The organism is Roseateles koreensis, assembly GCF_028595305.1.
Lineage (GTDB): Bacteria > Pseudomonadota > Gammaproteobacteria > Burkholderiales > Burkholderiaceae_C > Paucibacter_A > Paucibacter_A koreensis.
Window position 1 is genome coordinate 120476 of sequence record NZ_JAQQXS010000009.1, and the last position, 22427, is coordinate 142902.

At 61.7% G+C, this 22427-nt stretch carries 23 protein-coding genes and 1 pseudogene; 17 read left to right on the top strand and 7 right to left on the bottom strand.

Annotated elements, in window-relative coordinates:
* Positions 1 to 52 precede the first annotated feature (52 nt).
* Positions 53 to 1078 carry a tripartite tricarboxylate transporter substrate-binding protein gene (locus PRZ01_RS11645; RefSeq protein ID WP_409993843.1) on the top strand — a complete coding sequence of 342 codons (1026 nt, stop codon included), beginning with the start codon at positions 53 to 55 and terminating at the stop codon, positions 1076 to 1078.
* Positions 1079 to 1121: 43 nt separating this feature from the next.
* Here PRZ01_RS11645 and dtd read toward each other — a convergent pair whose 3' ends face one another.
* Positions 1122 to 1562, bottom strand: a complete 441-nt coding sequence (gene dtd, locus PRZ01_RS11650) for a D-aminoacyl-tRNA deacylase (protein ID WP_273596959.1) — start codon at positions 1560 to 1562, stop codon at positions 1122 to 1124.
* A 128-nt stretch (positions 1563 to 1690) separates the two neighbouring features.
* On the opposite strand from dtd, the gene argB reads away from it, so the two are divergent.
* The 3 genes from argB (at position 1691) to slmA (ending at position 4619) form a co-directional block, all read left to right on the top strand.
* The gene (argB, locus tag PRZ01_RS11655) at positions 1691 to 2611 is read left to right on the top strand and encodes an acetylglutamate kinase (protein ID WP_273596960.1); all 921 of its coding nucleotides are present in this window, start codon (positions 1691 to 1693) and stop codon (positions 2609 to 2611) included.
* Between the two features lie 485 nt (positions 2612 to 3096).
* Positions 3097 to 3789 (top strand): response regulator, encoded by a 693-nt coding sequence (locus tag PRZ01_RS11660; protein ID WP_273596961.1) that lies wholly within the window; start codon positions 3097 to 3099, stop codon positions 3787 to 3789.
* 89 nt (positions 3790 to 3878) lie between these two features.
* Positions 3879 to 4619: a nucleoid occlusion factor SlmA gene (gene slmA, locus PRZ01_RS11665; RefSeq protein ID WP_273596962.1), complete on the top strand. Its 741-nt coding sequence runs from the start codon at positions 3879 to 3881 to the stop codon at positions 4617 to 4619.
* A gap of 34 nt (positions 4620 to 4653) precedes the next feature.
* Here the strand turns inward: slmA and PRZ01_RS11670 are convergent, their stop codons facing one another.
* The 3 genes from PRZ01_RS11670 to PRZ01_RS11680 are packed head-to-tail and all read right to left on the bottom strand — an operon-like array spanning position 4654 to position 8485.
* Positions 4654 to 5883 carry a hypothetical protein gene (locus PRZ01_RS11670; protein ID WP_273596963.1) on the bottom strand — a complete coding sequence of 410 codons (1230 nt, stop codon included), beginning with the start codon at positions 5881 to 5883 and terminating at the stop codon, positions 4654 to 4656.
* A gap of 12 nt (positions 5884 to 5895) precedes the next feature.
* On the bottom strand, positions 5896 to 7830 hold the full coding sequence (locus PRZ01_RS11675; RefSeq protein ID WP_273596964.1) for a bifunctional metallophosphatase/5'-nucleotidase: 1935 nt from the start codon (positions 7828 to 7830) through the stop codon (positions 5896 to 5898).
* A gap of 46 nt (positions 7831 to 7876) precedes the next feature.
* Positions 7877 to 8485, bottom strand: a complete 609-nt coding sequence (locus tag PRZ01_RS11680) for a PEP-CTERM sorting domain-containing protein (protein WP_273596965.1) — start codon at positions 8483 to 8485, stop codon at positions 7877 to 7879.
* A 225-nt stretch (positions 8486 to 8710) separates the two neighbouring features.
* Here PRZ01_RS11680 and PRZ01_RS11685 point away from each other — a divergent pair, with 225 nt between their 5' ends.
* From PRZ01_RS11685 to tatC, 8 genes and pseudogenes are all read left to right on the top strand, one after another.
* The gene (locus PRZ01_RS11685; protein WP_273596966.1) at positions 8711 to 9637 is read left to right on the top strand and encodes an ATP-binding protein; all 927 of its coding nucleotides are present in this window, start codon (positions 8711 to 8713) and stop codon (positions 9635 to 9637) included.
* Positions 9630 to 10070, top strand: a pseudogene (locus PRZ01_RS11690) (NUDIX domain-containing protein); the annotation flags it as partial. The gene PRZ01_RS11685 and the pseudogene PRZ01_RS11690, both read left to right, overlap by 8 nt.
* Positions 10071 to 10076: 6 nt before the next feature.
* Positions 10077 to 10469, top strand: coding sequence for a phosphoribosyl-AMP cyclohydrolase (hisI, locus tag PRZ01_RS11695; RefSeq protein WP_273597039.1), 393 nt, complete (start codon positions 10077 to 10079; stop codon positions 10467 to 10469).
* Complete coding sequence (locus PRZ01_RS11700; protein WP_273596967.1) at positions 10469 to 10834, top strand: phosphoribosyl-ATP diphosphatase; 366 nt, start codon at positions 10469 to 10471, stop codon at positions 10832 to 10834. Before hisI ends, PRZ01_RS11700 begins: the two co-directional genes overlap by 1 nt.
* Positions 10827 to 11213, top strand: coding sequence for a histidine triad nucleotide-binding protein (locus PRZ01_RS11705; protein WP_273596968.1), 387 nt, complete (start codon positions 10827 to 10829; stop codon positions 11211 to 11213). The genes PRZ01_RS11700 and PRZ01_RS11705 overlap by 8 nt, the downstream gene beginning before the upstream one ends.
* A 117-nt stretch (positions 11214 to 11330) precedes the next feature.
* Positions 11331 to 11567 carry a Sec-independent protein translocase subunit TatA gene (gene tatA, locus PRZ01_RS11710; RefSeq protein WP_273596969.1) on the top strand — a complete coding sequence of 79 codons (237 nt, stop codon included), beginning with the start codon at positions 11331 to 11333 and terminating at the stop codon, positions 11565 to 11567.
* Between the two features lie 54 nt (positions 11568 to 11621).
* Positions 11622 to 12128: a Sec-independent protein translocase protein TatB gene (tatB, locus tag PRZ01_RS11715; protein WP_273596970.1), complete on the top strand. Its 507-nt coding sequence runs from the start codon at positions 11622 to 11624 to the stop codon at positions 12126 to 12128.
* A 16-nt stretch (positions 12129 to 12144) separates the two neighbouring features.
* Positions 12145 to 12948: a twin-arginine translocase subunit TatC gene (gene tatC, locus PRZ01_RS11720; protein WP_273596971.1), complete on the top strand. Its 804-nt coding sequence runs from the start codon at positions 12145 to 12147 to the stop codon at positions 12946 to 12948.
* Between the two features lie 44 nt (positions 12949 to 12992).
* Here tatC and PRZ01_RS11725 read toward each other — a convergent pair whose 3' ends face one another.
* Positions 12993 to 14177, bottom strand: a complete 1185-nt coding sequence (locus tag PRZ01_RS11725) for a S1C family serine protease (protein ID WP_273597040.1) — start codon at positions 14175 to 14177, stop codon at positions 12993 to 12995.
* 82 nt (positions 14178 to 14259) lie between these two features.
* On the opposite strand from PRZ01_RS11725, the gene PRZ01_RS11730 reads away from it, so the two are divergent.
* Positions 14260 to 15018 (top strand): Nif3-like dinuclear metal center hexameric protein, encoded by a 759-nt coding sequence (locus PRZ01_RS11730; protein WP_273596972.1) that lies wholly within the window; start codon positions 14260 to 14262, stop codon positions 15016 to 15018.
* Positions 15019 to 15029: 11 nt separating this feature from the next.
* Entirely contained in the window at positions 15030 to 16037 is a 1008-nt protein-coding gene (gene pdxA / locus PRZ01_RS11735; RefSeq protein ID WP_273596973.1) for a 4-hydroxythreonine-4-phosphate dehydrogenase PdxA, read from the top strand.
* 1 nt (position 16038) lies between these two features.
* Here pdxA and PRZ01_RS11740 read toward each other — a convergent pair whose 3' ends face one another.
* Together PRZ01_RS11740 and mscL are read right to left on the bottom strand one after the other, a co-directional pair.
* Positions 16039 to 18531, bottom strand: a complete 2493-nt coding sequence (locus PRZ01_RS11740; protein WP_273596974.1) for a DUF1631 family protein — start codon at positions 18529 to 18531, stop codon at positions 16039 to 16041.
* A gap of 228 nt (positions 18532 to 18759) precedes the next feature.
* A complete protein-coding gene (mscL, locus tag PRZ01_RS11745) occupies positions 18760 to 19200 on the bottom strand; it encodes a large conductance mechanosensitive channel protein MscL (RefSeq protein WP_273596975.1) in 441 nt (146 codons plus the stop codon).
* A gap of 226 nt (positions 19201 to 19426) precedes the next feature.
* On the opposite strand from mscL, the gene petA reads away from it, so the two are divergent.
* The 3 genes from petA (at position 19427) to PRZ01_RS11760 (ending at position 22303) form a co-directional block, all read left to right on the top strand.
* The gene (gene petA, locus PRZ01_RS11750; RefSeq protein ID WP_273596976.1) at positions 19427 to 20023 is read left to right on the top strand and encodes a ubiquinol-cytochrome c reductase iron-sulfur subunit; all 597 of its coding nucleotides are present in this window, start codon (positions 19427 to 19429) and stop codon (positions 20021 to 20023) included.
* A gap of 62 nt (positions 20024 to 20085) precedes the next feature.
* Complete coding sequence (locus PRZ01_RS11755) at positions 20086 to 21495, top strand: cytochrome b (RefSeq protein ID WP_273596977.1); 1410 nt, start codon at positions 20086 to 20088, stop codon at positions 21493 to 21495.
* A gap of 25 nt (positions 21496 to 21520) precedes the next feature.
* The gene (locus tag PRZ01_RS11760; RefSeq protein ID WP_273596978.1) at positions 21521 to 22303 is read left to right on the top strand and encodes a cytochrome c1; all 783 of its coding nucleotides are present in this window, start codon (positions 21521 to 21523) and stop codon (positions 22301 to 22303) included.
* Positions 22304 to 22427: the final 124 nt, after the last annotated feature.

Here is a 22427-nt window from a genome sequence, read left to right on the forward strand (position 1 = left end):
GCGAGGGTGAGGGGCTCGAAATGAGCAAACGCGGGGCAAGGGCAGATACATGATGGGCCGCAGCGCTTGGAACTTCAAAAGACGCCGCTTGGCATGGGCATGGGCGGGGAAGGGCTTGGCCATAACTTTGGCTTGGAGCGGTGTGCTGGCATCGGTTTGGGCCGTCGAGCCTGAGCGATCGTTGACTTTGATCGTGCCATTTCCGGCCGGCGGCCCCAGTGATCAATTGGCCCGCAATTTGGCGCGCGCGCTGGGCAAGGCGCTGGCAACCGGGGTTCAGATCGAAAATATCGGCGGTGGCGGCGGCACGGTGGGGGTGCAAAAGGCCGCGCGTGCACAGCCTGATGGGCGCACCTTGCTGCTCCACCACATTGGCATGGCGACCGCGCCAGCGCTCTATCCGGCCCTGCCTTACAAGCCGCTGGACGATTTTGAATACTTGGGCCTGCTGCAGGAGGTGCCCATGACCTTGGTGGGCCGACCAGGCTTGCCGGCCAAAGACTATGCACAGCTGAGCGCCTGGATGGTGGCCAATCGAGGCAAGGTCAATTGGGCCAACGCGGGCCAGGGTTCGGCCTCCCATCTGTGCGGCCTGATGTTTCGCAACGTGACCCGGCTGGATCTGCGCAGCGTGCGCTATCGCGGTGCGTCCCCGGCCATGGCCGATCTGCTGGCGGGGCAGGTCGATTTGATGTGCGACATGAGCACCGACACTTTGGCGCAGATCCGCAAGGGGCGCATTCGGGCCTACGCCGTGACCAGCAGCCATCGCCTGACGCAGGTGCCGGAATTGGCGGACGTGCCGACGCTGGATGAACTCGGGCTGAAAGGCTTTTCGGTGACCGTGTGGTACGGCCTTTACGCACCAGCCGGTACGCCCAAACCGGCGCTGGAGCGCTTGGCCAGTGCCTTGCAGCGTGTCCGCGCAGACCCTGACTTCATCGAGGGTGCCTCGGTCGCGGGGGCCAGCGTGGTGGTGGATGTGCGCGGTCAGGGCCTTGAGCACAAGCGTTTCGTCAAGGCTGAAATCATCAAATGGGGCGCAGCCCTGCGTGCCGCCGGTGACGAGGCCAATTAGGAATTCGTTCCACCCATTGGCGGGGCCGGGTGAGGCCTCAAATTCACAGGATGCGCAGCGGAATGGTCACGGGCCCATCGTTGAGCAGGCTGACTTGCATGTCCGCGCCGAACTCGCCGCACTGCACCACGGTGTGCTGGCTTTTGGCGAAGTTCAGGCAATGCTCGTAGAGCAGTCGGCCTTGCTCAGCCCCTGCTGCGCCGGTGAAGCTGGGCCGATTGCCGCTCGTGCAATCGGCTGCCAGGGTGAATTGCGAGACGATCAAAAGGCCACCGCCCACGTCTTGCACGCTCAAGTTCATCTTGCCGGCGGCATCGCTGAAGATGCGCAGCTTCAACGCCTTCTGAATCAGCTTTTCGGCCTGCGCGGGGGTGTCGCCAGGCTCAGCGCAGACCAGCATCAGCAGGCCCTGGTCAATGGCGCCCGTGACGCGGCCGGCGACTTCGACTTTGGCATGGCGGACTCTTTGCAATACGGCAATCACGTGAGGCAACTCCTTTGCCCGCATTGTCGGTGAGCGGCAGGCGCGTCCTACAATCTTGCGCAACAACGCCGCCCTCTTTGAATTTATCCCTAACTTTTAAAGCCCTCAGCTTTTCAGAGCACGCCACCATGAAAATCGAGTCCGCCGCGCCCGCTACCACCACCGAGGTCTCCCACATCGCGCCGCGCGAAAAGGCGGAGATTCTTTCTCAGGCCTTGCCCTATATTCGCAAGTTTCATGGCAAGACCATCGTCATCAAATACGGTGGCAACGCCATGACCGATCCGGCGCTGCAGCAAGACTTTGCGGAAGATGTGGTGCTGCTTAAGCTCGTCGGCCTGAACCCGGTTGTGGTGCATGGCGGTGGCCCGCAGATTGAAGGCGCTTTGAGCCGCCTGGGCAAGAAGGGGCAGTTCATCCAGGGCATGCGCGTCACCGACGAAGAAACCATGGAAGTGGTGGAGTGGGTGCTGGCCGGCCAGGTGCAGCAAGACATCGTTGGCCTGATCAATGTGGCCGGCGGCAAGGCGGTGGGCCTGACTGGGCGCGACGGCGGCATGATCCGCGCCAAGAAGTTGAAGATGGTCGACAAAGACGACCCCGCCAAAGAACACGATGTGGGCCAGGTGGGCGACATCGTCAGCATCGACCCGAGCGTGGTCAAGGCCTTGCAAGACGACCAGTTCATCCCCGTCATCAGCCCTATCGGTTTTGGCGAACAAAACGAGAGCTACAACATCAACGCCGACGTGGTGGCCGGAAAATTGGCCGAGGTACTGAAGGCTGAAAAGCTGGTGTTGTTGACCAATACGCCCGGCGTGCTCGACAAGGCGGGCAATTTGCTGACCGACCTCAGCGCTCGCGAGATCGATGCCTTGTTTGCTGACGGCACCTTGTCCGGCGGCATGCTGCCCAAGATTGCCTCCGCCCTGGAGGCGGCCCGCAGCGGCGTCAATGCCGTGCACATCATCGACGGACGCGTCCCCCACGCCATGCTCCTTGAAATCCTCAGCGATCAGGCTTACGGAACGATGATTCGATCCCACTAAGGGATCGGATCGTCGTTCCGCGTCCGAGCGGAGCGAGGACTTGCGATGATTTGATTTCAGCGTGCCAGGTCACGAGGGATCGGATCGTCGTTCCGCGTCCGAGCGGAGCGAGGACTTGCGATGATTGGGCGCCCCCTGCGCCAATGCAGAGGCCGACTTTGGCGAAATTGCCACGGTTCTGAGTTTTCAGGCGGCAACACTTGTACCGCGTGAGTGCGACAGGGCGTCGCAAGTGGTATTCAACAAATCGACGCTATTCGTGAATTTGTCATGAGTTGATGGGGCATCTCAAGGGGGTTGTTCGTTTTCGGCGCAGCAACCCCATGATCGTAGGGTGAGTTTTGCGGGAAGCACGCGGTAAGGTGTACCGCAGAGCCTTCTCACTTGTCGCTTCGCGCTAGGCTGCCTGAAGGAGTAGGAAAACAGGGAATCGGCCCTTTGTTTTTTTGGCAGTCTGGCAGGCTTTCGACGCCTCAGTATTTGCCATGCCTACTTTTTCAGTGTTGATTGTCGAAGACCAGGCTCGGTTTCGCGATGCATTTGTCTTGTCCCTGTCGAGCGTCAGGGACATCCGTCTGGTCGGTGTTGCGGCTGACTTGATGCAGGGCACCCGCATGTTTGATCACTACCGGCCCGATGTGTTGCTGGTCGATCTGGATCTACCGGGTGGTAGTGGCATCGACCTGATTCGGCATGCAGCGCAGGCCAAGCCGGACTGCGATGTGATGGTGATCTCTGTGTTCGGCGACGAGCAACATGTCTTGTCCAGCGTGGAGGCAGGCGCCACGGGCTATTTGCTCAAGGACAGTCTGGCGCTGGATCTGCCCGACCAATTGCGCAGCTTGCGTGCGGGTGGCAGCCCCATCAGCCCCATCATCGCTCGCCGTTTGCTGCAGCGTCTCTCGCCAATCAGTGGCCCTCCCGGGAGCAGCTTTCTCGCCAAGGAGGCTCGTTTGCGCAGCCTGGTTGAAGAAGACGCGATTGCGCTCTCCGAGCAAGAGTCGCGCGTGCTGCACCTGGCCGCAAAGGGCTTCACTTTTTACGAAATTGCGCAATTCATGGAGGTGTCCAGCCATACGGTGACCACCTACGTGAAGCGGGTTTATCGCAAGCTGCATGTACGCTCGAAGGTGGAGGCAATTTACGAGGCGAGGCGCTTGGGTTGGCTGCGTGATTGAGCAAGCTGCGGTGTGTCAGACGGATGGCATGACGAGCCATCACCGGGCTGTGACAGAATCGCCGGACCCCAGTTCAACCACTTCAGCCGATGCCTGCATCTCTGCCCGAATTGATCGTCACCGCGTCGACCGTGCAGCCCGAGGCAGCGCGAGCGCTGGATGTTGCAAGCGCCGCCGACAGCAGGGTTGCGGAATCGGCCACCTCCGCACCCGCAACGGCAGCGGCAGCGGCAACCGTCCCAGCCGCACGCAAGCGACCCCGACCTGGTGAGCGGCGTGTTCAAATTTTGCAAGCGCTGGCGGGCATGTTGGAGCAACCGGGGGCGGAGCGGGTCACCACCGCGGCGCTGGCGGCCAAGCTGGCGGTGAGCGAGGCTGCGCTGTATCGGCATTTCGCGAGCAAGGCGCAGATGTTCGAGGGGCTGATTGAGTTCATTGAAAGCAGTATCTTCACGCTGCTGAATCAGATCGTCGAGCGCGAAGGTGCAGGGCAGGCTCAAGCGCAAAAAATCGTGGCGGTGTTGATGCAGTTTGGCGAACGCAATCCCGGCATGACCCGCGTGATGGTGGGGGACGCGTTGGTGTACGAGAACGAGCGGTTGGTGGCACGCATGAACCAGTTTTTTGACCGCATCGAGTCCACCTTGCGGCAAGTGTTGCGCAACGCCGCAGAGGCTCAGGGCTCGAGCACGCCCACGGTCGAGGCCAATGCGCAGGCGTCGGTGCTGTTGAGCTTCATGATCGGGCGCTTGCAGCGTTACGCCCGCTCAGGTTTCAAGCGCATGCCGACCGAGCAACTGGAGTTTTCGCTCAAGCTGCTGGTCGCTTGATGACGCGGAGTTTGACGCGGAGTATTCTCAGCGATCAGGCCTCGGCGGAGACGATTTGCAGCGTCAGTGGCAAGAGACTTTCGTAGAGCTGATCGCTGGGCTGAGCGACCCCTTGTCGATCGACGGGCAAGGGTCCCAATAGGGCGGACAACATCGGCGTCAAGACGCTTTGCGTCACCCAGGTGGCGCCTCTGCCGGGCTCGCTTGATGCTGTGGGCACGACAAAGCCGAGCCAGCGCCCTGCAGGGTCGAACACCGGGCCGCTGGTCGCCGCAAAGGGCAGGGCGCGGTCCAAGACGGCTTGACCTGCACTGGCGTCGCCCCGCCCCATGAAGCCCAGTTGCATGGCGGGCCAAGCGGGCTGGGCTTGCGGCACGGGCGCATAGGTCAAGGCTGCCACGGGGCTACCGGCAAAGGCGCTGCGTGGGGCGCAGCGCAGCGCCGCCAGGCCGGCGGGCAGTTTCAGCGCTGGCGAGAGGGGGGCTATGCACAAACCCAACGCCGCCAGGGCGTCGTTCAGGGCTGCAAAGTCGGCCGTGGTGTCAGGCTGGGCCTCGGTCATTTCGCCCAGGCCATTGCGCAGCCAAAAGACCGGGCTGGGTTGCAGCGGCAACAAGGCGTGCTGCCCTTTGTTCAAGAGCAGGCCTGTGCCCCGAGCTTGCACCCTTGCATGGGCTGGCGCTTGGATGCCGAAGGGCCAAGGGCCGGGGCCGGTCCAGGTGGATGACGTATTGGCCGGGGCAGCGCCTGCCAAGGCCTGAACCAGCGGCTGAACTGCCAGCAAGGCGGGCAGGCCAGCCTGCCTTTGCAGGCCGGCGTCCACGAGGCGTGCGGCAAAAGCGGGTTGGCCGCTCAGCGCCTGCAGGCAGGCGTACAAGGCCAGCGCTTCAGGCTCGTCCTTGTGGGCGCCGGCGGTGTGGGAGGCGAAATTCAGGGCATTGCGAAACTCGCCGGCTTGCAGCAAGGCCATCACCATCAGCATTTCGGTGTCGGCGTCGTGGCTCATCAGCGCTGCGCGCTCCAAATGTGCCAGCGCCACCCGGCTTTGCCCCTGGCTCAGAGCGGTTTGGGCGGCCTGCAGCAGCGCGGCGCGCTCGGCGGCCTGTGCGGGCGGAGGTGGGTGTGCGTCTGTGGCATGCGCGCGGGCTTGGCCGGTGGGTAGGGCACAGCAAAATGTCGCAGCCAGGCTCAGGAGCTTGGCTGCGGCAGTGCGGCGGGGGAGATTGGGCCCGTCAGCGGGCCCTTCGTTGGACAAAGGTGTCACAAGGCAATCAGATCAAGGCAGTTGTGTGATGCGGGGCTTGCTGAAGACCGGGCTGCTGGGGATGTAGGGTGCGGCGGTCGTCTTGTAGCCGGACAAATAGGCCACCAGCGCGTCGATGTCTTGCGCGCCGCCTTGCGTGTTGCTGCCACCCAGCAGTGTTGCGAAGCCGTCGCCGCCATTGGCCATGTAGTTGTTGACGGTGACGCGGTAGGTCTTGCTTGGGTTCTGCACCACGCCGCCGATCACCACGTTGTCCACCGGGCCGGTGATTTGGGGAGGGTAGACCGTCACATCGGTGGGCGTGAAGGCCACGTCGGTGATCTTGGCGCAAGCCGCGCCGCTGGCCTTCCACGAATAGCGCAAGCCGTTGGAGATTTGCATGATGCGCTGCGTGGTCTGGCCTTTGCAGCCAGCGAACTGCTGCTCAAGAACGTCCTTGAGTTGCTGGGCCGTCAGTGTCATTGTCACCAGGCTGTTGCCGAAGGGCTGAACCGTGAAGGCTTCACCGTAGCTCAGCGAATAGGGGTAGCTGCCGCTCGCTGATTTCACAAAACCTGGGCTGCGCACGCCACCCGCATTCATGAAGGCCATGACCGCACCACCCAGCGGTGCCGGCTGCGTGGCTTGCAATTGCGCGTCGGCGATCAGGTCGCCGGCTTCCATTTCGCCAGCGGCATTGGCGGCATTGCTCATGCCTGCGGTGATGACGCCAATCACTTGGTTGGCCAATGGTGAGGCGGCCGTCTTGTAGGCGGCCACCACGTTTTTCACCTCGGGATTGGCGGCAATGGCGGCGGTGACCGTGGCGTTGGTCCGGTCCACCAGGCGGTTCACGGGGCTGACGTCGATGATGTCGCGGCTGATCGGGTCGATCTGGATGTCGACTTCGGTCAGCACACGGCCAAAGGCACTGGCGCTGGTCACGGGCACCAGGCGACCGGCCTTGTTGGGCAGGCCGGCTGTGCGTGCGCTGCTGCCGTTGTCATTGGTGTTCTTGGAGCAGTTGTAGGCGGCATGCGTGTGGGCGCTGATGACCAGATCCACCGCGTTGTCCAGGCGCGAGACGATGGCGCCGATGTCGCTGATGCTGCCGTCGCTGTTGTTGAGGTTGTTCAAGCAACCGTTGATGTCGCTGTTGTTGAAGCCACCGGCCACGGGTGCGTTCTGGAAACCACCCTGGTGCACCAGCACGACGATGGATTCGATGCCCTGGGCACGCAGCTTGGGCACCAGCGCGTTGACGGTGTCTGCTTCATCCTGGAAGGTCAGGCCGGCAACGCCCGTTGGTGTGACGATGCCGGGCGTGCCCTTGAGCGTCATGCCGATGAAGGCCACTTTGACGCCGCCAAAGCTTTTCACGCCATAGGGTGCCATCAGGGGGCGGCCCGTCGCGTTTTCAATCACGTTGGCTGAGAGCCATTTGAACTTGGCGCCGTCAAAGGTGCCTGGCGCGGAAGATCCGAAGCCGCGGCAGCTGTTGGCGTCCGGCACGCCGCCGACCAGCTTGCAACCGCCCGACTGCAGGCGGCGCAGTTCGTCCTTGCCCTTGTCGAACTCGTGGTTGCCCACGGAGGTGAAGTCCACGCCGATCTTGTTGAGCGTCTCAACCGCCGGTTCGTCGTAGAACAAGGCCGAGATGAGCGGCGAGGCACCGATGAAGTCACCTGCACCCACCACCACCGTATTGGGGTTGCCCGCGCGCATTTGCGCGACATAGGCGGCCAAGTATTCGGCACCGCCTACGGCTGGGCGCGACGCGCTGGGCACGGAGGTGTTGATGCCAAACGTGCCAGGCGACTCCAGTGTGCCGTGGTAGTCATTGAAGCCGATGATCTTGACGTTGATCGGGGCCTGAGCCATGGCGTGCGCGGCGGTTGCGCCAAACGTGGCGGCGAGGGCCAGCGTCAGCGTCTTCAAAAGAGGCAGGGGGCGAAAGTTTGTTTGCATGATGATGAGGTGAAAAAGGTGGATCGGCAGGGCGTTGCGGCGGCAATCAGTCGCGTTGCACGTTGCTGCGGCGGAGCGCCCAGGCCAGCAGCCCCAGGCCGGCCATCAAGCTGGCGCTGGTGCCGGGTTCGGGCACGGCAGCAGCCAGGGTCAGGCTGACTGCGCCGAGGGTGGCGTCGGTCGTCAAGGTGGCACCCGTTGTAGCGTCGATGAAGCTGGTGGACTTGATCATCAAACCGCTGATGTCATGGGCGCCGGCGCCCAGCGTGTAGACACCGCGGCTGAAGTTGCCATCGGCCAGCGCGGCGTCAAAGCTGAATTGCACAGCGCCATTGACGTCGCCATTCACGCCCACGCTGGTGTCGCCCAGCACTGAAGCGCCGTCAGCCACCCGGAACTGGTCGCCAGAAAAGCCGGCGTCCACCACTGTCAAAGTGCCCACATAGCCCGTTGGTATGACGAAGGAAAAGCTCAAGGCGCTGCCGTTGTCGTCCACCCAGTTGAAGCTGTAGGGGGGCAAATTGGCGTCCACCGTGAAGGCGGCCCAGCTACCATCGGCCGCCAGCGGGGTGGCGGCTTGTGCGCTGATCGACAGGACACAGCCCAGGGTAGTGGTGGCCAAAATGGCGCCGCGGCGCAAGCAAACGATGTTCATGGGAATGGCCTTTCAAAAAGGGATTCAGTGACAGAGTGCACACAGAATGGCCGGCTGCCATGACCCGCTCATGACCCGGATCGGGTGGCCCTGAGCAGTTCGGACCATGGCCTATGCCGTGCATCGCCTGCCCATGTATCGAAACATCGCGCCGCTACACTGACGACTGGCCGAGCCGTTTACCGTTCACCGTCCGGCGCATTGCGCGACTGATTGACATTCCCGATGACTGATTCCCTGCAAAATTTTCTGACCCGGGCCGAAGGCCTTTTGAGCCGGCTGGAGGCCTGGCTGCCTCCGGCCACGGCTGCGGTCGATTGGTCGGCCTCGGTGGCTTTTCGCTACCGCAAGCGGGGCGGTCGTTGTGTGTTGGAGCCGGTGCGGCATGTGGCGGGCATCCGCCTGCAAGATCTGCGGGAAGTTGAGCCCCAAAAGTTGCGCCTGCTGCAGAACACCGAGCAGTTCGTCAGTGGCCGGCCCGCGAACAATGTCTTGCTGACAGGTGCACGGGGCACCGGCAAAAGCTCTTTGATCAAGGCCGTACTGAACGAATTTTCCGACCGTGGCCTGCGTTTGATCGAAGTAGACAAAGCCGATCTGGTGGAACTGCCCGATCTCATCGACCTGGTGGCCGAGCGCCCCGAGCGTTTTGTGATCTTCTGCGACGACCTCAGCTTTGATGATGGCGAGGCTGGCTACAAGGCGCTTAAATCCATCCTCGATGGGTCCGTGGCGGCGGCGAGTGAGAATGTTCTGATCTACGCCACCAGCAACCGCCGCCATCTGCTGCCCGAGCACATGCGCGACAACCTGGGCTACACCCACACCGAAGACGGTGAAGTGCATCCGGGTGAGGCGGTGGAGGAGAAAATTTCGCTCTCCGAGCGCTTTGGCCTGTGGCTGAGTTTCTATCCCTTCAGCCAGGCGGAATACCTGGCCATCACCGCCCAGTGGCTGCGCAGCTTTGGGGTGGACGAGGCGGTGATCTTGGCCGCCCGGCAGCCCGCGCTGGTTTGGGCGCTGGAGCGTGGGTCACGCTCCGGCCGTGTGGCCTATCAGTTCGCCCGTGATTTGGCAGGGCGCGGTGGGCTCGAACACGTGGCCGCCGCGGTGGCCGACAGCACGCCACCGGAGGGGCTGGACCATGTCTGAAGCGCAACGAGAGATCGTCGATGTGGCCGTGGGCGTGCTGGTGGAGCGCGACGCTGAGGGCCGGGAAGGCCGATTCCTCCTGACCTCCCGGCCCGAGGGCAAGGTTTACGCCGGTTATTGGGAATTCCCGGGCGGCAAGCTGGAAGCTGGCGAAACCGTGGCGCAGGCGCTGGCGCGCGAGCTTCATGAGGAGTTGGGCATCACCATCGGGGCTGCGCATCCCTGGAAAGAGCTGGTGATGGACTATGCACACGCCCGCGTCCGTCTGCATTTTTGCAAGGTGTACAACTGGGCGGGTGATTTCGAGATGCGCGAGCAACAAGCCATGGCTTGGCAAAATCTGCCGGCAACCGTCCATCCGGTGCTGCCGGGGACGGTGCCTGTGCTGGCCTGGTTTGCCGAAGAGCGAAAATTCACAGGACCCACCTACACTGAGCCCATGAATTGCCTTGACGACATCAAATGGGACGCCGCCGGCCTGGTGCCGGTGATTGCGCAAGAACACAGCTCCGGTGACGTGCTGATGTTTGCCTGGATGAACCGCGAAGCGCTGAAGCGCACCATCGAATTGGGTGAGGCGGTGTACTGGAGCCGCTCGCGCGGCAAGTTATGGCACAAGGGTGAGGAGTCGGGCCATATCCAGAAAGTGCATGAGCTACGCATGGACTGCGACAACGATGTGCTCCTGATGCGCATCACGCAGCAAGGCCATGAACCCGGCATCGCCTGCCATACCGGCCGCCATTCCTGCTTCTATCAACGCCTTGAAAATGGCGTCTGGACAGCCACCGAGCCGGTGCTCAAGGACCCGCAAACAATCTACAGCAAATGATGAGTGCAACTGAAGCCGACATTCTGGCCCGCGTGGCCGCCGTGATTGAGTCCCGCAAGCCGGCCAACGGCGGCGATCCGGCCACCAGCTATGTGGCCAAGCTGTTCGACAAGGGCCTGGACGCGATCTTGAAAAAGGTGGGCGAAGAGGCTTGCGAAACAGTCATGGCCGGCAAGGACGGCGATGCGCAAAAGATCGTGTACGAAGTGGCCGACCTCTGGTTTCACTCCATGATTGCACTCGCCCACTTTGGCCTGAAACCCGAGCAGGTGCTGGTGGAATTGGCGCGCCGCGAAGGTTTGTCGGGCCTGCAGGAGTTTGCTGCCCGCAGCAAAAAGGCCGCCGAGGAAGAGCCCAATGACTGACGCCACTTTTACAGCCGCTGCCGATATCACTCAGTCCGCTGACCCCCACTGCATTTTTTGCAAAATCATTGCAGGCCAGATTCCTTCCCGCAAAGCCTATGAGGACGAGGAGTTGCTGGCCTTTCACGACATCAACCCCTGGGCGCCGGTGCATGTCTTGATCATCCCCAAGCTGCACATCGCCACGATGGCAGATTTGGCCGAAGGCCACGCCGCCTTGCTGGGCAAGATGTCGCTGCTGGCACCCCGCCTGATGCGCGAGCTGGGTGTGAGCAACGGATTCCGCACCGTGATCAACACGGGGCCGGACGGCGGCCAAGAGGTCTATCACCTGCATATGCATGTGATGGGCGGCCCCAGGCCCTGGGCCAAAGGCTGAGTGGACCGAACCAGGTCCTGACCCGTTCTGTCAGAGGGCGCCGCTCTTGAATAGGGTCAAGGCGGCGGACACCCCGGGGCTACTAGAATCACCAATTCGACTGTAGGAGAAATAATCATGGGTTCATTCAGCATTTGGCACTGGCTCATCGTGCTGCTGATCATTGTGTTGGTGTTCGGCACCAAGAAGCTGAAGAATGTCGGCTCCGATCTGGGCTCGGCAGTTAAAGGATTCAAAGACGGCATGCGTGATGGCAGCAGCGACGGGGCCAACGCACCGGCACAGCAGGTGAGCAACAGCAGCAAAAGCCAAGACGCCAACACGGTGGACGTTGAAGCCAAGACCAAGTCTTGATGGGCATCGCTTCCGGCCCATGGCAAGCACGCACGACCTTCTACGGTACCCGGCATGATTGACTTCGGTTTTGACAAAATCGCCCTCATCGGTGCTGTGGCATTGGTGGTGTTGGGTCCCGAGCGTTTGCCCCGGGTGGCTCGCACGGTGGGCCATTTGCTGGGCAAGGCACAGCGCTATGTGTCTGACGTGAAAGCCGAAGTCAGCCGCTCCATGGAGTTGGAAGAGCTGCAGAAGATGAAGAAAAACGTCGAAGAGGCGGCTCGCGATATTGGCGCGTCGATGCAGCAGGAGGTCGATTCGGTCCATCAAGTGTTTGACCAGACTTGGACCGATGCCACGTCCGGCGAAAGTGGGCGTTATGGCCATGCTTACGATGGCAATTCCGGCAGCCCCGGCTATAAACATCCCAACAAGAAGTGGCGCATCAAACGTGCCGCCACACCACGGTGGTACAAGCAGCGCGAAGGCGTTCGCCAGCACGTGCAATCGGGCGCCGCCCGCGTGGCCCGGTTTCGGCCCGCTGGCCGGTCCGCTGCACCCCGTCGCCCCCTAGCTTGAAAATTTGATCCCACCCATGAGTGACGCCCCCAAGCCCGAGGATGAACTCGCCGGCACCGAGCAGCCCTTTGTCTCCCACTTGATTGAACTGCGCGATCGCTTGGTTCGGGCCACGATTGCCGTAGCCATCATGTTTGGCATTCTGGCCATTTTCCCGGGCCCATCCGCGCTGTACGACCTGTTGGCGGCGCCCCTTGTGGCGCATTTGCCCAAGGGCTCGACCATGATCGCCACCAACGTGATTTCGCCCTTTTTGGTGCCTTTGAAGATCACCTTGATGGCTGCATTTTTGCTGGCATTGCCGGTGGTGCTGTACCAAGTGTGGGCGTTTGTGGCCCCCGGCTTGTACTCCCACGAGAAGCGCTTGGTGCTGCCTTTGGTGCTGTCCAGCACGGTGCTGTTTTTCGTGGGCGTGGCGTTTTGCTACTTCTTCGTGTTCGGGCAGGTGTTCAAGTTCATTCAGAGCTTTGCGCCCAAGAGCATCATGGCCGCCCCAGACATCGAGGCCTACCTGAGCTTTGTACTCTCCATGTTCATCGCCTTTGGTGCCGCATTCGAGGTGCCGGTGGTGGTGGTGGTGGCGGCGCGCATGGGCTTGATTTCGGTGGCGCAATTGCGCGAATACCGCGGCTATTTCGTGGTGTTGGCGTTCGTGATCGCTGCGGTGATCACCCCACCTGACATTGTCTCCATGCTCGCCTTGGCGGTGCCGATGTGCATGTTGTATGAACTGGGGGTTTTGGCCTCCGCGTATTTCATCCGTTATTCGAAGGCGCCTGAAGATGATGAGGCTCTGGCCTCGGGCGATGCCAGCAAGTAAGGCGTTGGAGGCCGGGTGCCGGCCTCCAATTGGTGCGCTGAATCTCAGGGTTTGGGCACGGGCCGCTGTGCCACGGTAACGTCAAGTTCCAGCGATTGTTTGCCACGCAGCACCGACACCTTGGTCGCCGTTTGAGGCGGCACGGCCGAAACCGCCAGCAGCAGCTGCGCAGGCGTATGAACTGCTTTGGGTCCGATCTGCGTGATCACATCGCCGGGTTTGATGCCCGCCTTGGCGGCCGGTGCATTGGCCAGCACGCCGCTGATCAGCACACCTTCGCGCACCGAAAGCTTGAAGGCGTCGATGAATTCCGGCGTCAACTCGCGCGTTTGCACGCCAATCCAGCCGCGTGCCACGCGGCCGTCGCGGATCAGGCTTTCCATCACCTGGCTTGCCGTGCTGATCGGGATCGCAAAGCCGATCCCCAGGCTCCCACCGCTGCGCGAATAGATGGCGGTGTTGATGCCCACCAGATTGCCATCGGTGTCCACCAGCGCGCCGCCGGAGTTGCCGGGATTGATGGCCGCGTCCGTTTGAATGAAATTCTCGAAGGTGTTGATGCCGAGTTGGTCGCGGCCCAAGGCGCTGACGATGCCCGAGGTGACTGTTTGCCCGACATTGAAGGGGTTGCCGATGGCCAGCACCACGTCGCCCACTTGCAGGCCCTCGATGTGGCCGAGCTGAATCACGGGCAAGCGGTCGAGCTCAATTTTCAAAACGGCGATGTCGGTTTCGGGGTCGGTGCCGACCAAGGTGGCTTTGGTTTGCCGGCCATCGCTGAGCAAGACTTCGATGTCAGCCGCCCCCTCGACGACATGGTTGTTAGTGAGCAGATAGCCTTGGCTCGACACAATGACGCCTGAGCCGAGTCCGGTTTGAGAAGGCTCTTGCGTCGCATTGTTGCTGCGATCAGGCAGGCCGAAGTGATAGCGCCGCGCGCGGGCTTCGAGCTCCGCATTGCGGGCGGGCGCTTTGCTGGCCATCACGCTGACCACGGCGGGTGCTGCGCGTCGGGCGGCCCGGCTGTAGCCCGTATGGGTTGGATGGGCTGCACGTTCTGCTGCATCCAGGCCAGACAACGGCGCACTGGGTGGCGCGCCCAGAACCACCGTGGCCGGCGCCGTTGGGCGCGGTCTGGCCAGCCAATTCGGTTTGAGGGTGTTCAGCACGAACACGATGGCCAGGGTCACAGTGGTAGCCTGAGCGAAAATCAACCAAAGTCTGCGCACACCCATCCCTTTTTCAATTCGATATCAATGCTGGCATTGCCAGGCAATGCAGCGTGTTGAATCGGCCCAAGCATCCCCACACATGATTCATAGAAATGTTGTTGAACGCCACTTGGCCCGTTTGCTGGAGACCGCCCGTTTCAAGGATTATGGGCCGAATGGCCTGCAGGTTGAGGGACGGGAAGGGATTGGCCATCTGGTCTGTGGCGTGACAGCCAGCCTGGCCTTCATTGACGCTGCGATTGCGGCCAAGGCCGACGCGGTGCTGGTTCACCATGGTTTGTTCTGGCGCGGTCAGGAGGGACGTGTCACGGGCTGGCTGAAGCGGCGATTGGCGCGCTTGCTGGCGCACGATATCAATGTGCTGGCCTATCACCTGCCTCTGGATGCGCATCCCGAGTTGGGCAACAACGCGCAGTTGGGGCGCTTGATGGGGTGGCAGACTGATGCGCGGTTTGGCGAGCAGGCGTTGGGTTCGGTGGGCGCGTTGACTGCTGACAGCAGTTGTTTGAGTTTGGATGCGCTGGCCCAGCAACTCGGCCACACGCTGGGGCGTGAGCCGGTGCTGGCACGGGGTGACGGGCGTGATTTGCGGCGGGTGGCTTGGTGCACCGGTGGGGCGCAAAGCTATTTTGAGGAGGCCATCGCGGCGGGTGCCGATGTGTTCGTGACCGGGGAAATTTCCGAGGCGCAGGCCCATTACGCAGCGGAGTCGGGGGTGGCGTACATCGCCGCCGGCCATCACGCGACGGAGCGTTATGGCGTGCAGGCGTTGGCGCAGCATCTGGCGGAGGAATTTGGCATCACCCAGCAGTTCATTGACATCCCCAATCCCGCATGAATCCGACACCCATGACCCTGTTGATCACCCAGGGCGACCCCTGTGGCATCGGTCCTGAAATCATCGCCAAAACATTTGCGGCAGGCGCTGCGCCTGACTGCTGCGTGGCGGGTGACGTGGGCGTTATGCGCCGCGCCATTCGGCAGTGTGGACTGACCTTGCCGGTGGTTCAGGTGGGCGTCGTGTCTGAATTGGTGCCGCCAAATTGTTTGCCGGTTTGGCAAGTGCCGGGTTTGGGGGAAGAGCTGGCAGCCCTGCCCATGGGTACCATCGACGCATGCGCCGGTGCGGCGGCTGCACGTTGTATCGAGGCCGCGGTGGCCCAGGTGCTGCAGGGCCACGCGGCCGGCGTGGTCACAGCCCCGATCCACAAAGAGGCGCTGCATGCAGCGGGTGTGCCTTTTCCGGGGCATACCGAGATGCTGCAGTTTTTGGCGGCACAGGGGGGCGCGATGCCTCCGGTGCGCATGATGTTGGCCAATGACGAATTGCGCACGGTGCTGGTCACCATTCATTGTTCCTTGCGCACCGCCATTGACCAGATCAGCTGTGAATCGGTCTTGCAGACCTTGCGTATCAGCCATCAGGCACTGCGCCGGTTCGGGCTTGCGCAGCCGCGTATTGCCGTGGCGGGCTTGAATCCACATGCGGGGGAGGGCGGTTTGTTTGGGGATGAAGAGGTACTGCACATCGCGCCGGCGATTCGCCTGGCGCAGGCGGAGGGCATCCACGCGAGCGGCCCGTTTGCGCCTGACACTGTGTTCATGCGGGCGCGCCACACGGCCACCCATCCCGGTGAGTTCGATGTGGTGGTGGCCATGACGCATGACCATGGGCTGATCCCAGTCAAGTATCTGGGAGTTGAACAAGGCGTCAACGTGACGCTGGGTTTGCCCTTTGTGCGCACCAGCCCCGACCATGGCACTGCGTTTGATATCGCCGGCCAGGGCGAGGCAGACCCGGCCAGCCTGCAGGCTGCGATTCGCATGGCGCGGCGGTTGTCGAGCCCTGGACCCTAGCTCAGGGGCGCAAGGGCCCCTTCATCGCCGCTTCGCTTTTTTTGCTGCTGATTTCAGCCAACTGCTTGCGAGTGCGGGCCATCGCGCGTTCGAGCAGGTAGGCATTTTCAAAGGCGCGCAGGCGTTTTGCTTCGCACAGGCGTTTTAGCATGCGGGCGGTCATTGTGACCGTTTCCTGGTGCTTGGCGCCGTGGGTGAAGATGAAAAAGCTGCGGCCTTCACTGATGTGAGCCAAGCGCACTTTTTGCCAGCGCTCGCCGCTGCGCATCTGGTAAGAAAAACCCACGTGCAGGTTGTCGACCAGCAATTCGCCTTCGCTCGGCTCCGGTGCTTCAGCGGCGGCGGGCAGCCCGTCGATGCTGATGTCCACGGCTTGCAGCGCGGGTTCGGCGCTTAGATCGATGTCCAGCTCACCGTTCCAATCCACTTGTGCTTCGGTCATCAGACCCAAGCCCTGCACCTCACTGGCACTGAGGCCTTGTGCCGGGTCGACATCCGGTGACAGGCTGGACGTGGCGAGGTTCGCCACGTCTTGTTCAGTGGGCAAGGGCGCGCCGAAAACCTGGGCCAATTGCTTGTTGAGCAGATTGGTTTCCAGAGGTGTTGGGGTGTGGCCCTTGAGTGATTCAGCGTGAGCCGGAAGCAGGGCTGCAAAGAACTCTTTTCGAGCCACCTCGGGCCAGGCGATCAGGTCCAGGCCTTCACCCAATGTGGCCATGAGTGACGGCAATTGCGCCAAAAACACTTGACGTTCAGCCGTCCGTCCCTTGGGTTGGACGCTGATGATGAGCGCTTGCCCCAGCTTTTGAAAGCGTTGGACTCGCTCCGGTGCCCCATGGGGGTCGCGGGCCGCCCGCATGATGGCCTGGCTCCATGTGCTGGCCAGAAATTCGCGCAAAAACTCCGGCGTGGGAACGGGCTGCAGCGTTGTGGCCAACTGGCGGGCGTAGCTTTGCTGCAGACGCAGATCAACCTCTTGGCGTGCCAGCATCTCTGGCAGGGCGCCCTGGGTTTGCAATTCTTCGTGGATTTGGCGGACGATGAACTGTTCGAGCGCGGCCAACTTGCCCTCGAAGACATCCATGCGTTCGAAGTCACCATTGACCAACTCTTCGACCAGGGCCCGCACGTGGCCTAGAAAGGATCGTCCGGGCTCGACACTGAAGTCGTCATAGGCGCAGGCGAGCGAGGCCATGCGGTTGACGAACAAGCGCACCGGATGGCGACGCTGCGAGAAAAATGTGGGGTCGCCCAAGGCGGCTCGCAGCACTGGCAGCTGCAGTCGTGCCAGCAGGCGGGCCATCTGCGGTGGCACTTTGGGGTCGGACAGCACCTGATCGAACAGACTGGCGACCACGTCAATCACCATGTGGTCCAGGCGCCCGGTTGCCGCCTGGCGCAATTCGTCGCGGTGCTGGTGAATCAGATTGGCGGGCAGATGTCCAGCCTGGCTGGGCGAGAGAAATTCATCATGCCAATCCCGGCTGCCTGTTCCTGCATGGGGGCCATACGTCGAACCGGGGCCGAGCTCCCCCCAAGCACTGGAGCCAGCGCCTGTGCTGGGGTTGTTGCTGCCTGAGTTCAGCGGGCTGGCCGCCTGAGCCAGACGGCGCAGCAGGTCCATGAGTTGCGGGTCGACTGCCCCGAGTCCGCCGACTGGGCCGGACGGATGTGCGGCTGGAGAAAAGCTGTACGCGCCGCCGCTGCCGAGGCCGCCAGTGCCAGATGGCACGCCTGCATTCAGCGCCGATGTGCCGGAAGGGCCGGCATTGCCGCCGCTGCGTGAATCTCGCCCCAATTCGCGCCCTAAGTCAGCACCGCTGACCGAGTTGAGAGCTTGTGCCCGGCTGTTGGCGGCAGCGCCTGAGGCGGAGTCGACAGGGCGAACTCGCAAATCCTGGGGCCGCAGGCCGCGGCTGCGAAACAGGCCCGCAATGTCGGCATAGCAGGCGCGCATCTCCTGCGCCATGGCGCGGGTTAATTCATCCACCAGGATTTGGCGGCTTTGCGCATCGTCAGTGAGTTGGTGCACGGCGCTCAGCAGGGCCTGGCCAATCGCTTCGGGGCGAAGCGGGTGACGCTCTCCCAACTGCAGGCCGGCCACGTAGGATTCAACCTCACGCAATTCCCATTCGCTTTGATGGCCAATGGCCAAGCCGATTCGGTCGGCCGCTACCAGCGCATCGACCTGCTCGTCGTCCATCAGGGACAGTTCGGTCCAATTGTTTTGGACTGGGGCGCCCTTGCCCCCTGCTTTTTCCGGCCCGATCTGCTCCCGCAGGCTCTGCGCGAAACCGTGTGCAAATTGACCTTGCTGTTTGCGAAACAGGAGTTGGGCTGCCAGCAGCGCGTCCCGGCGTTTGATCATCCCGGCGGACAGGGCGGAAAGCCCCAGGCCCTCGGCACAGCGCTCGGCAGCCTGTTCGGCGGCCGTGCGAACTCGCTGGAGGGCGGTTTCCAGATGCGGGTTGAGGCGAGCGTCGGTCGAAATCATGGGCGGGCAACATTGACTGTAGCGTTATCACTACAAGTCATCGCCGCAAGTATCGCCTTGATTCTCCATGACCGTGGGTGACGCAATACCTCAAAAGGGCTTGAGGTGCCAAAAGCTGACGCCTTGGCGCGGAGAATTCTGAACCCCGGCCCGCTCAATGGTGGACCAGGGTATTTTTCACACGGACTGCCTGCATTGATTTGATCAATGAGGCCGTAGCTGAGCACTTTAGCGCTTCAGCGAGTCGCGAATTTCGCGCAGGAGCAGCACATCTTCCGGCGTGATTGGGGCTTCAACCGGTGCGGGTGCAGGCACTTCGGCGCGCTTGAGTCGGTTGATCTGGCGGATCATCAAGAAAATAATGAAGGCCAGGATGAGGAAGTTCAGCAGCACGGTCAGGAAGGTGCCGTAAGCGAACAAGGGAACGCCTGCCTTGACCAGGGCGTCATAAGTCATGGGGCCCTTGTAGTCTGCGGGCGGGTTAGACAATAGGATGAAGTAGTTCGAAAAGTCCAGGCCGCCAACGACTTTGCCGATCAGCGGCATGATCAGATCCTTGACCACGGAGTCAACAATCTTGCCAAAGGCACCGCCAATGATCACGCCCACGGCGAGATCCACCACATTGCCTTTGACGGCGAATTCTTTGAACTCCGAGAAAAAACTCATTTTTGTTGCTCCGATGCCGGCGACAGGTCCGGATATTGACGAAAAGTAAGGAGGGCCAGCGTTTCCTCAAGGCATGATGTTGGCTGGGACGGACAACAATGTAGCGGTAAAAACGCTGATATTGTGGCGCGGAAGCCTGCCAATCTGCATCGCGTGGCTTGGGAGGCTTCACAGTCCGTTAGAATTCCGGGTTGCCCCCGATCAGAAGTCTCGTTTGAGGATCCTCATGAGTGACCAGCAAGTGGACCACGGCAAGCGCACCTGGCTCATCGCCACGAGTTGCGCCGGTGCCGTTGGCGGTGTCGCCACCGCCGTGCCTTTCGTCAGTACTTTCGCCCCTTCGGAGCGCGCCAAAGCGGCCGGAGCCCCGGTGGAGGCTGATATCAGCGGCATCAAGCCGGGCGAAAAGTTGACCGTGGAATGGCGCGGCAAGCCAGTCTGGATCGTGCGTCGCACGCCGGAACAGCTTGCGGCTCTCTCCAAGTTCGACAATGAGCTGGCCGACCCCAACTCTCAACGTACCGCCTACCCGACGCCTGAGTACGCCCGCAATGCCGCGCGTTCCATCAAGCCCGAGTTCCTGGTGGTGGTGGGCATCTGTTCACATCTGGGTTGCTCGCCAAGCGACAAATTCCAGATGGGCGCGCAGCCTTCTCTGCCGGACGACTGGCATGGCGGCTTCCTCTGCCCGTGCCATGGCTCGACCTTTGACCTGGCCGGCCGCGTGTTCAAGAACAAGCCTGCGCCGGACAACCTTGAGGTGCCGCCGCACATGTATCTGTCCGACGCCAGGATCTTGATTGGCGAAGACAAGAAGGCTTGATGCCCAAGTGGCCGGCTAACCGCCGACCACGGGCCGAAACAGGTTAAAGGACAGAGGTCAATATGGCTGAATTCAAAGAAGCTCCCGCCGGCGCAAGCAAGGGCGAGCAGTTCATGACATGGGTCGACAATCGCTTCCCGGCGACCCAGCTCTTCAAAGAGCATATGTCGGAGTACTACGCTCCGAAGAATTTCAACTGGTGGTACATCTTCGGCTCGCTGGCCTTGGTCGTGCTGGTGATCCAGATCGTCACCGGCATTTTCCTGGTGATGCACTACAAGCCGGACGCTGCCCTGGCGTTTGCTTCGGTCGAGTACATCATGCGCGATGTGCCCTGGGGCTGGTTGATCCGCTACATGCACTCCACGGGCGCTTCGGCGTTCTTCGTGGTGGTGTACCTGCACATGTTCCGAGGCCTGTTGTACGGTTCGTACCGCAAGCCGCGCGAGCTGGTATGGATTTTCGGCTGCGGCATTTTCCTGTGCTTGATGGCAGAGGCCTTCATGGGCTATTTGCTGCCTTGGGGCCAGATGTCCTACTGGGGCGCCCAGGTGATCGTGAACCTGTTCGCTGCCGTGCCTTTCGTCGGCCCCGATCTGGCTTTGCTGATCCGTGGCGACTATGTGGTGGGTGATGCCACGCTGAATCGCTTCTTCAGCTTCCACGTCATTGCCGTGCCGCTGGTGCTGCTGGGTCTGGTGGTGGCACACATCATTGCGCTGCACGAAGTGGGTTCCAACAACCCTGACGGCGTGGAAATCAAGGGCCCCAAGGCGCCCAAGGATGCCAACGGCCATCCACTGGACGGCGTGCCGTTCCATCCCTACTACTCGGTGCATGACATTTATGCGCTGTGCCTGTTCCTGATGGTCTTCACGGGCATCATTTTCTTCTCGCCGGAGCTGGGTGGTTACTTCCTGGAGTACAACAATTTCATCCCTGCTGACCCGCTGAAGACGCCCGCGCACATTGCCCCGGTGTGGTACTTCACGCCGTTCTATTCGATGCTGCGTGCCACCACCGACACCATGGTGAATGTGCTGGTGGGCATTGTCGGCTTGGGCGCCCTGCTGACCGTGTTGAAAGGCAGCTTCAACGGCAAGGCCAAGATTGCCGTGCTGGTGATTGCTGCGGTGGCTTGCTTCTTGCTCAAGACCTTCGACGCTAAGTTCTGGGGCGTGGTGGTGATGGGCGGCGCAGTGGTGATCTTGTTCTTCCTACCTTGGCTGGATCACAGCCCGGTGAAGTCGATTCGTTATCGTCCGGGCTGGCACTCCACCGTCTACGCTGTGTTCGTGGTGTTCTTCTTGGTTCTGGGTTATCTGGGCATCCAGCCCCCGACCGACCTGGGCACCCTGGTGGCGCAAATCGGCACGCTGTTCTATTTCGGCTTCTTCTTGTTGATGCCGTGGTGGAGCAAGCTGGGCACCTTCAAGCAAGTGCCTGACCGCGTGACCTTCCATGCCCATTGACCCGACAAGCAACGGAGTCCAAAGAATGAAGAAACTCATCGCTACGCTGCTGACCTCGCTGCTCGTCAGCCTGGGTCTGCAGACCGGTGCGCAGGCCAACGCAGGCGGCATCGAGTGGGACAAGTTCCCCAAAGAAAAGATGCAAGACATGGCGGCCTTGCAGAACGGCGCCAAGCTGTTCGTCAACTACTGCCTGAACTGCCATTCGGCGGCTTACAACCGCTACAACCGCCTGCGCGACCTGGGTCTGACGGAAACCCAGATCAAGGACAATCTGATGTTCGCCGCCGACAAGGTGGGTGAGCAGATGAAGATCTCGATGGACCCCAAGCAGGCCAAGGATTGGTTCGGCGCGACGCCGCCTGACCTGACCGTGATCGCCCGCTCGCGTGCGGATGGGGCCAAGGGTTCGGGTGCAGACTATCTGTACACCTATATGCGCACCTTCTACCGTGACGACACCAAGGCCACGGGCTGGAACAACCGTGCATTCCCAAGTGTGGCTATGCCGCATGTGCTGTGGGAATTGCAAGGTCAGCGTACCGCCAAGTTCACGGAGAAGGAAGATCCCCATGAGCACGGCAAGACGGTGCACGAGTTTGCCGGCTACGAGCAAATCACTCCTGGCAAGTTGAGCGAGCAAGAGTACAACGGCGCTGTCGGCGACTTGGTGGCTTATCTGCAGTGGATGGGCGAGCCGGCACAAGCCCAGCGCTTCCGCCTGGGTGTGGGCGTGCTCTTGTTCTTGTCCGTGTTGACCTTGTTCGCCTGGCGCCTGAACGCTGCTTACTGGAAAGATGTGAAGTAAGCCAGACCTGAGTCCGACACCGGCTTGCCGGCTGGTGACGGACCGCATCGCGCAGTGGAACGCTTTTTGAGCGCCCACTGCGTTTGCCTTTTGTGCGGATCCAACAATCGGACCGCTTGTTTTC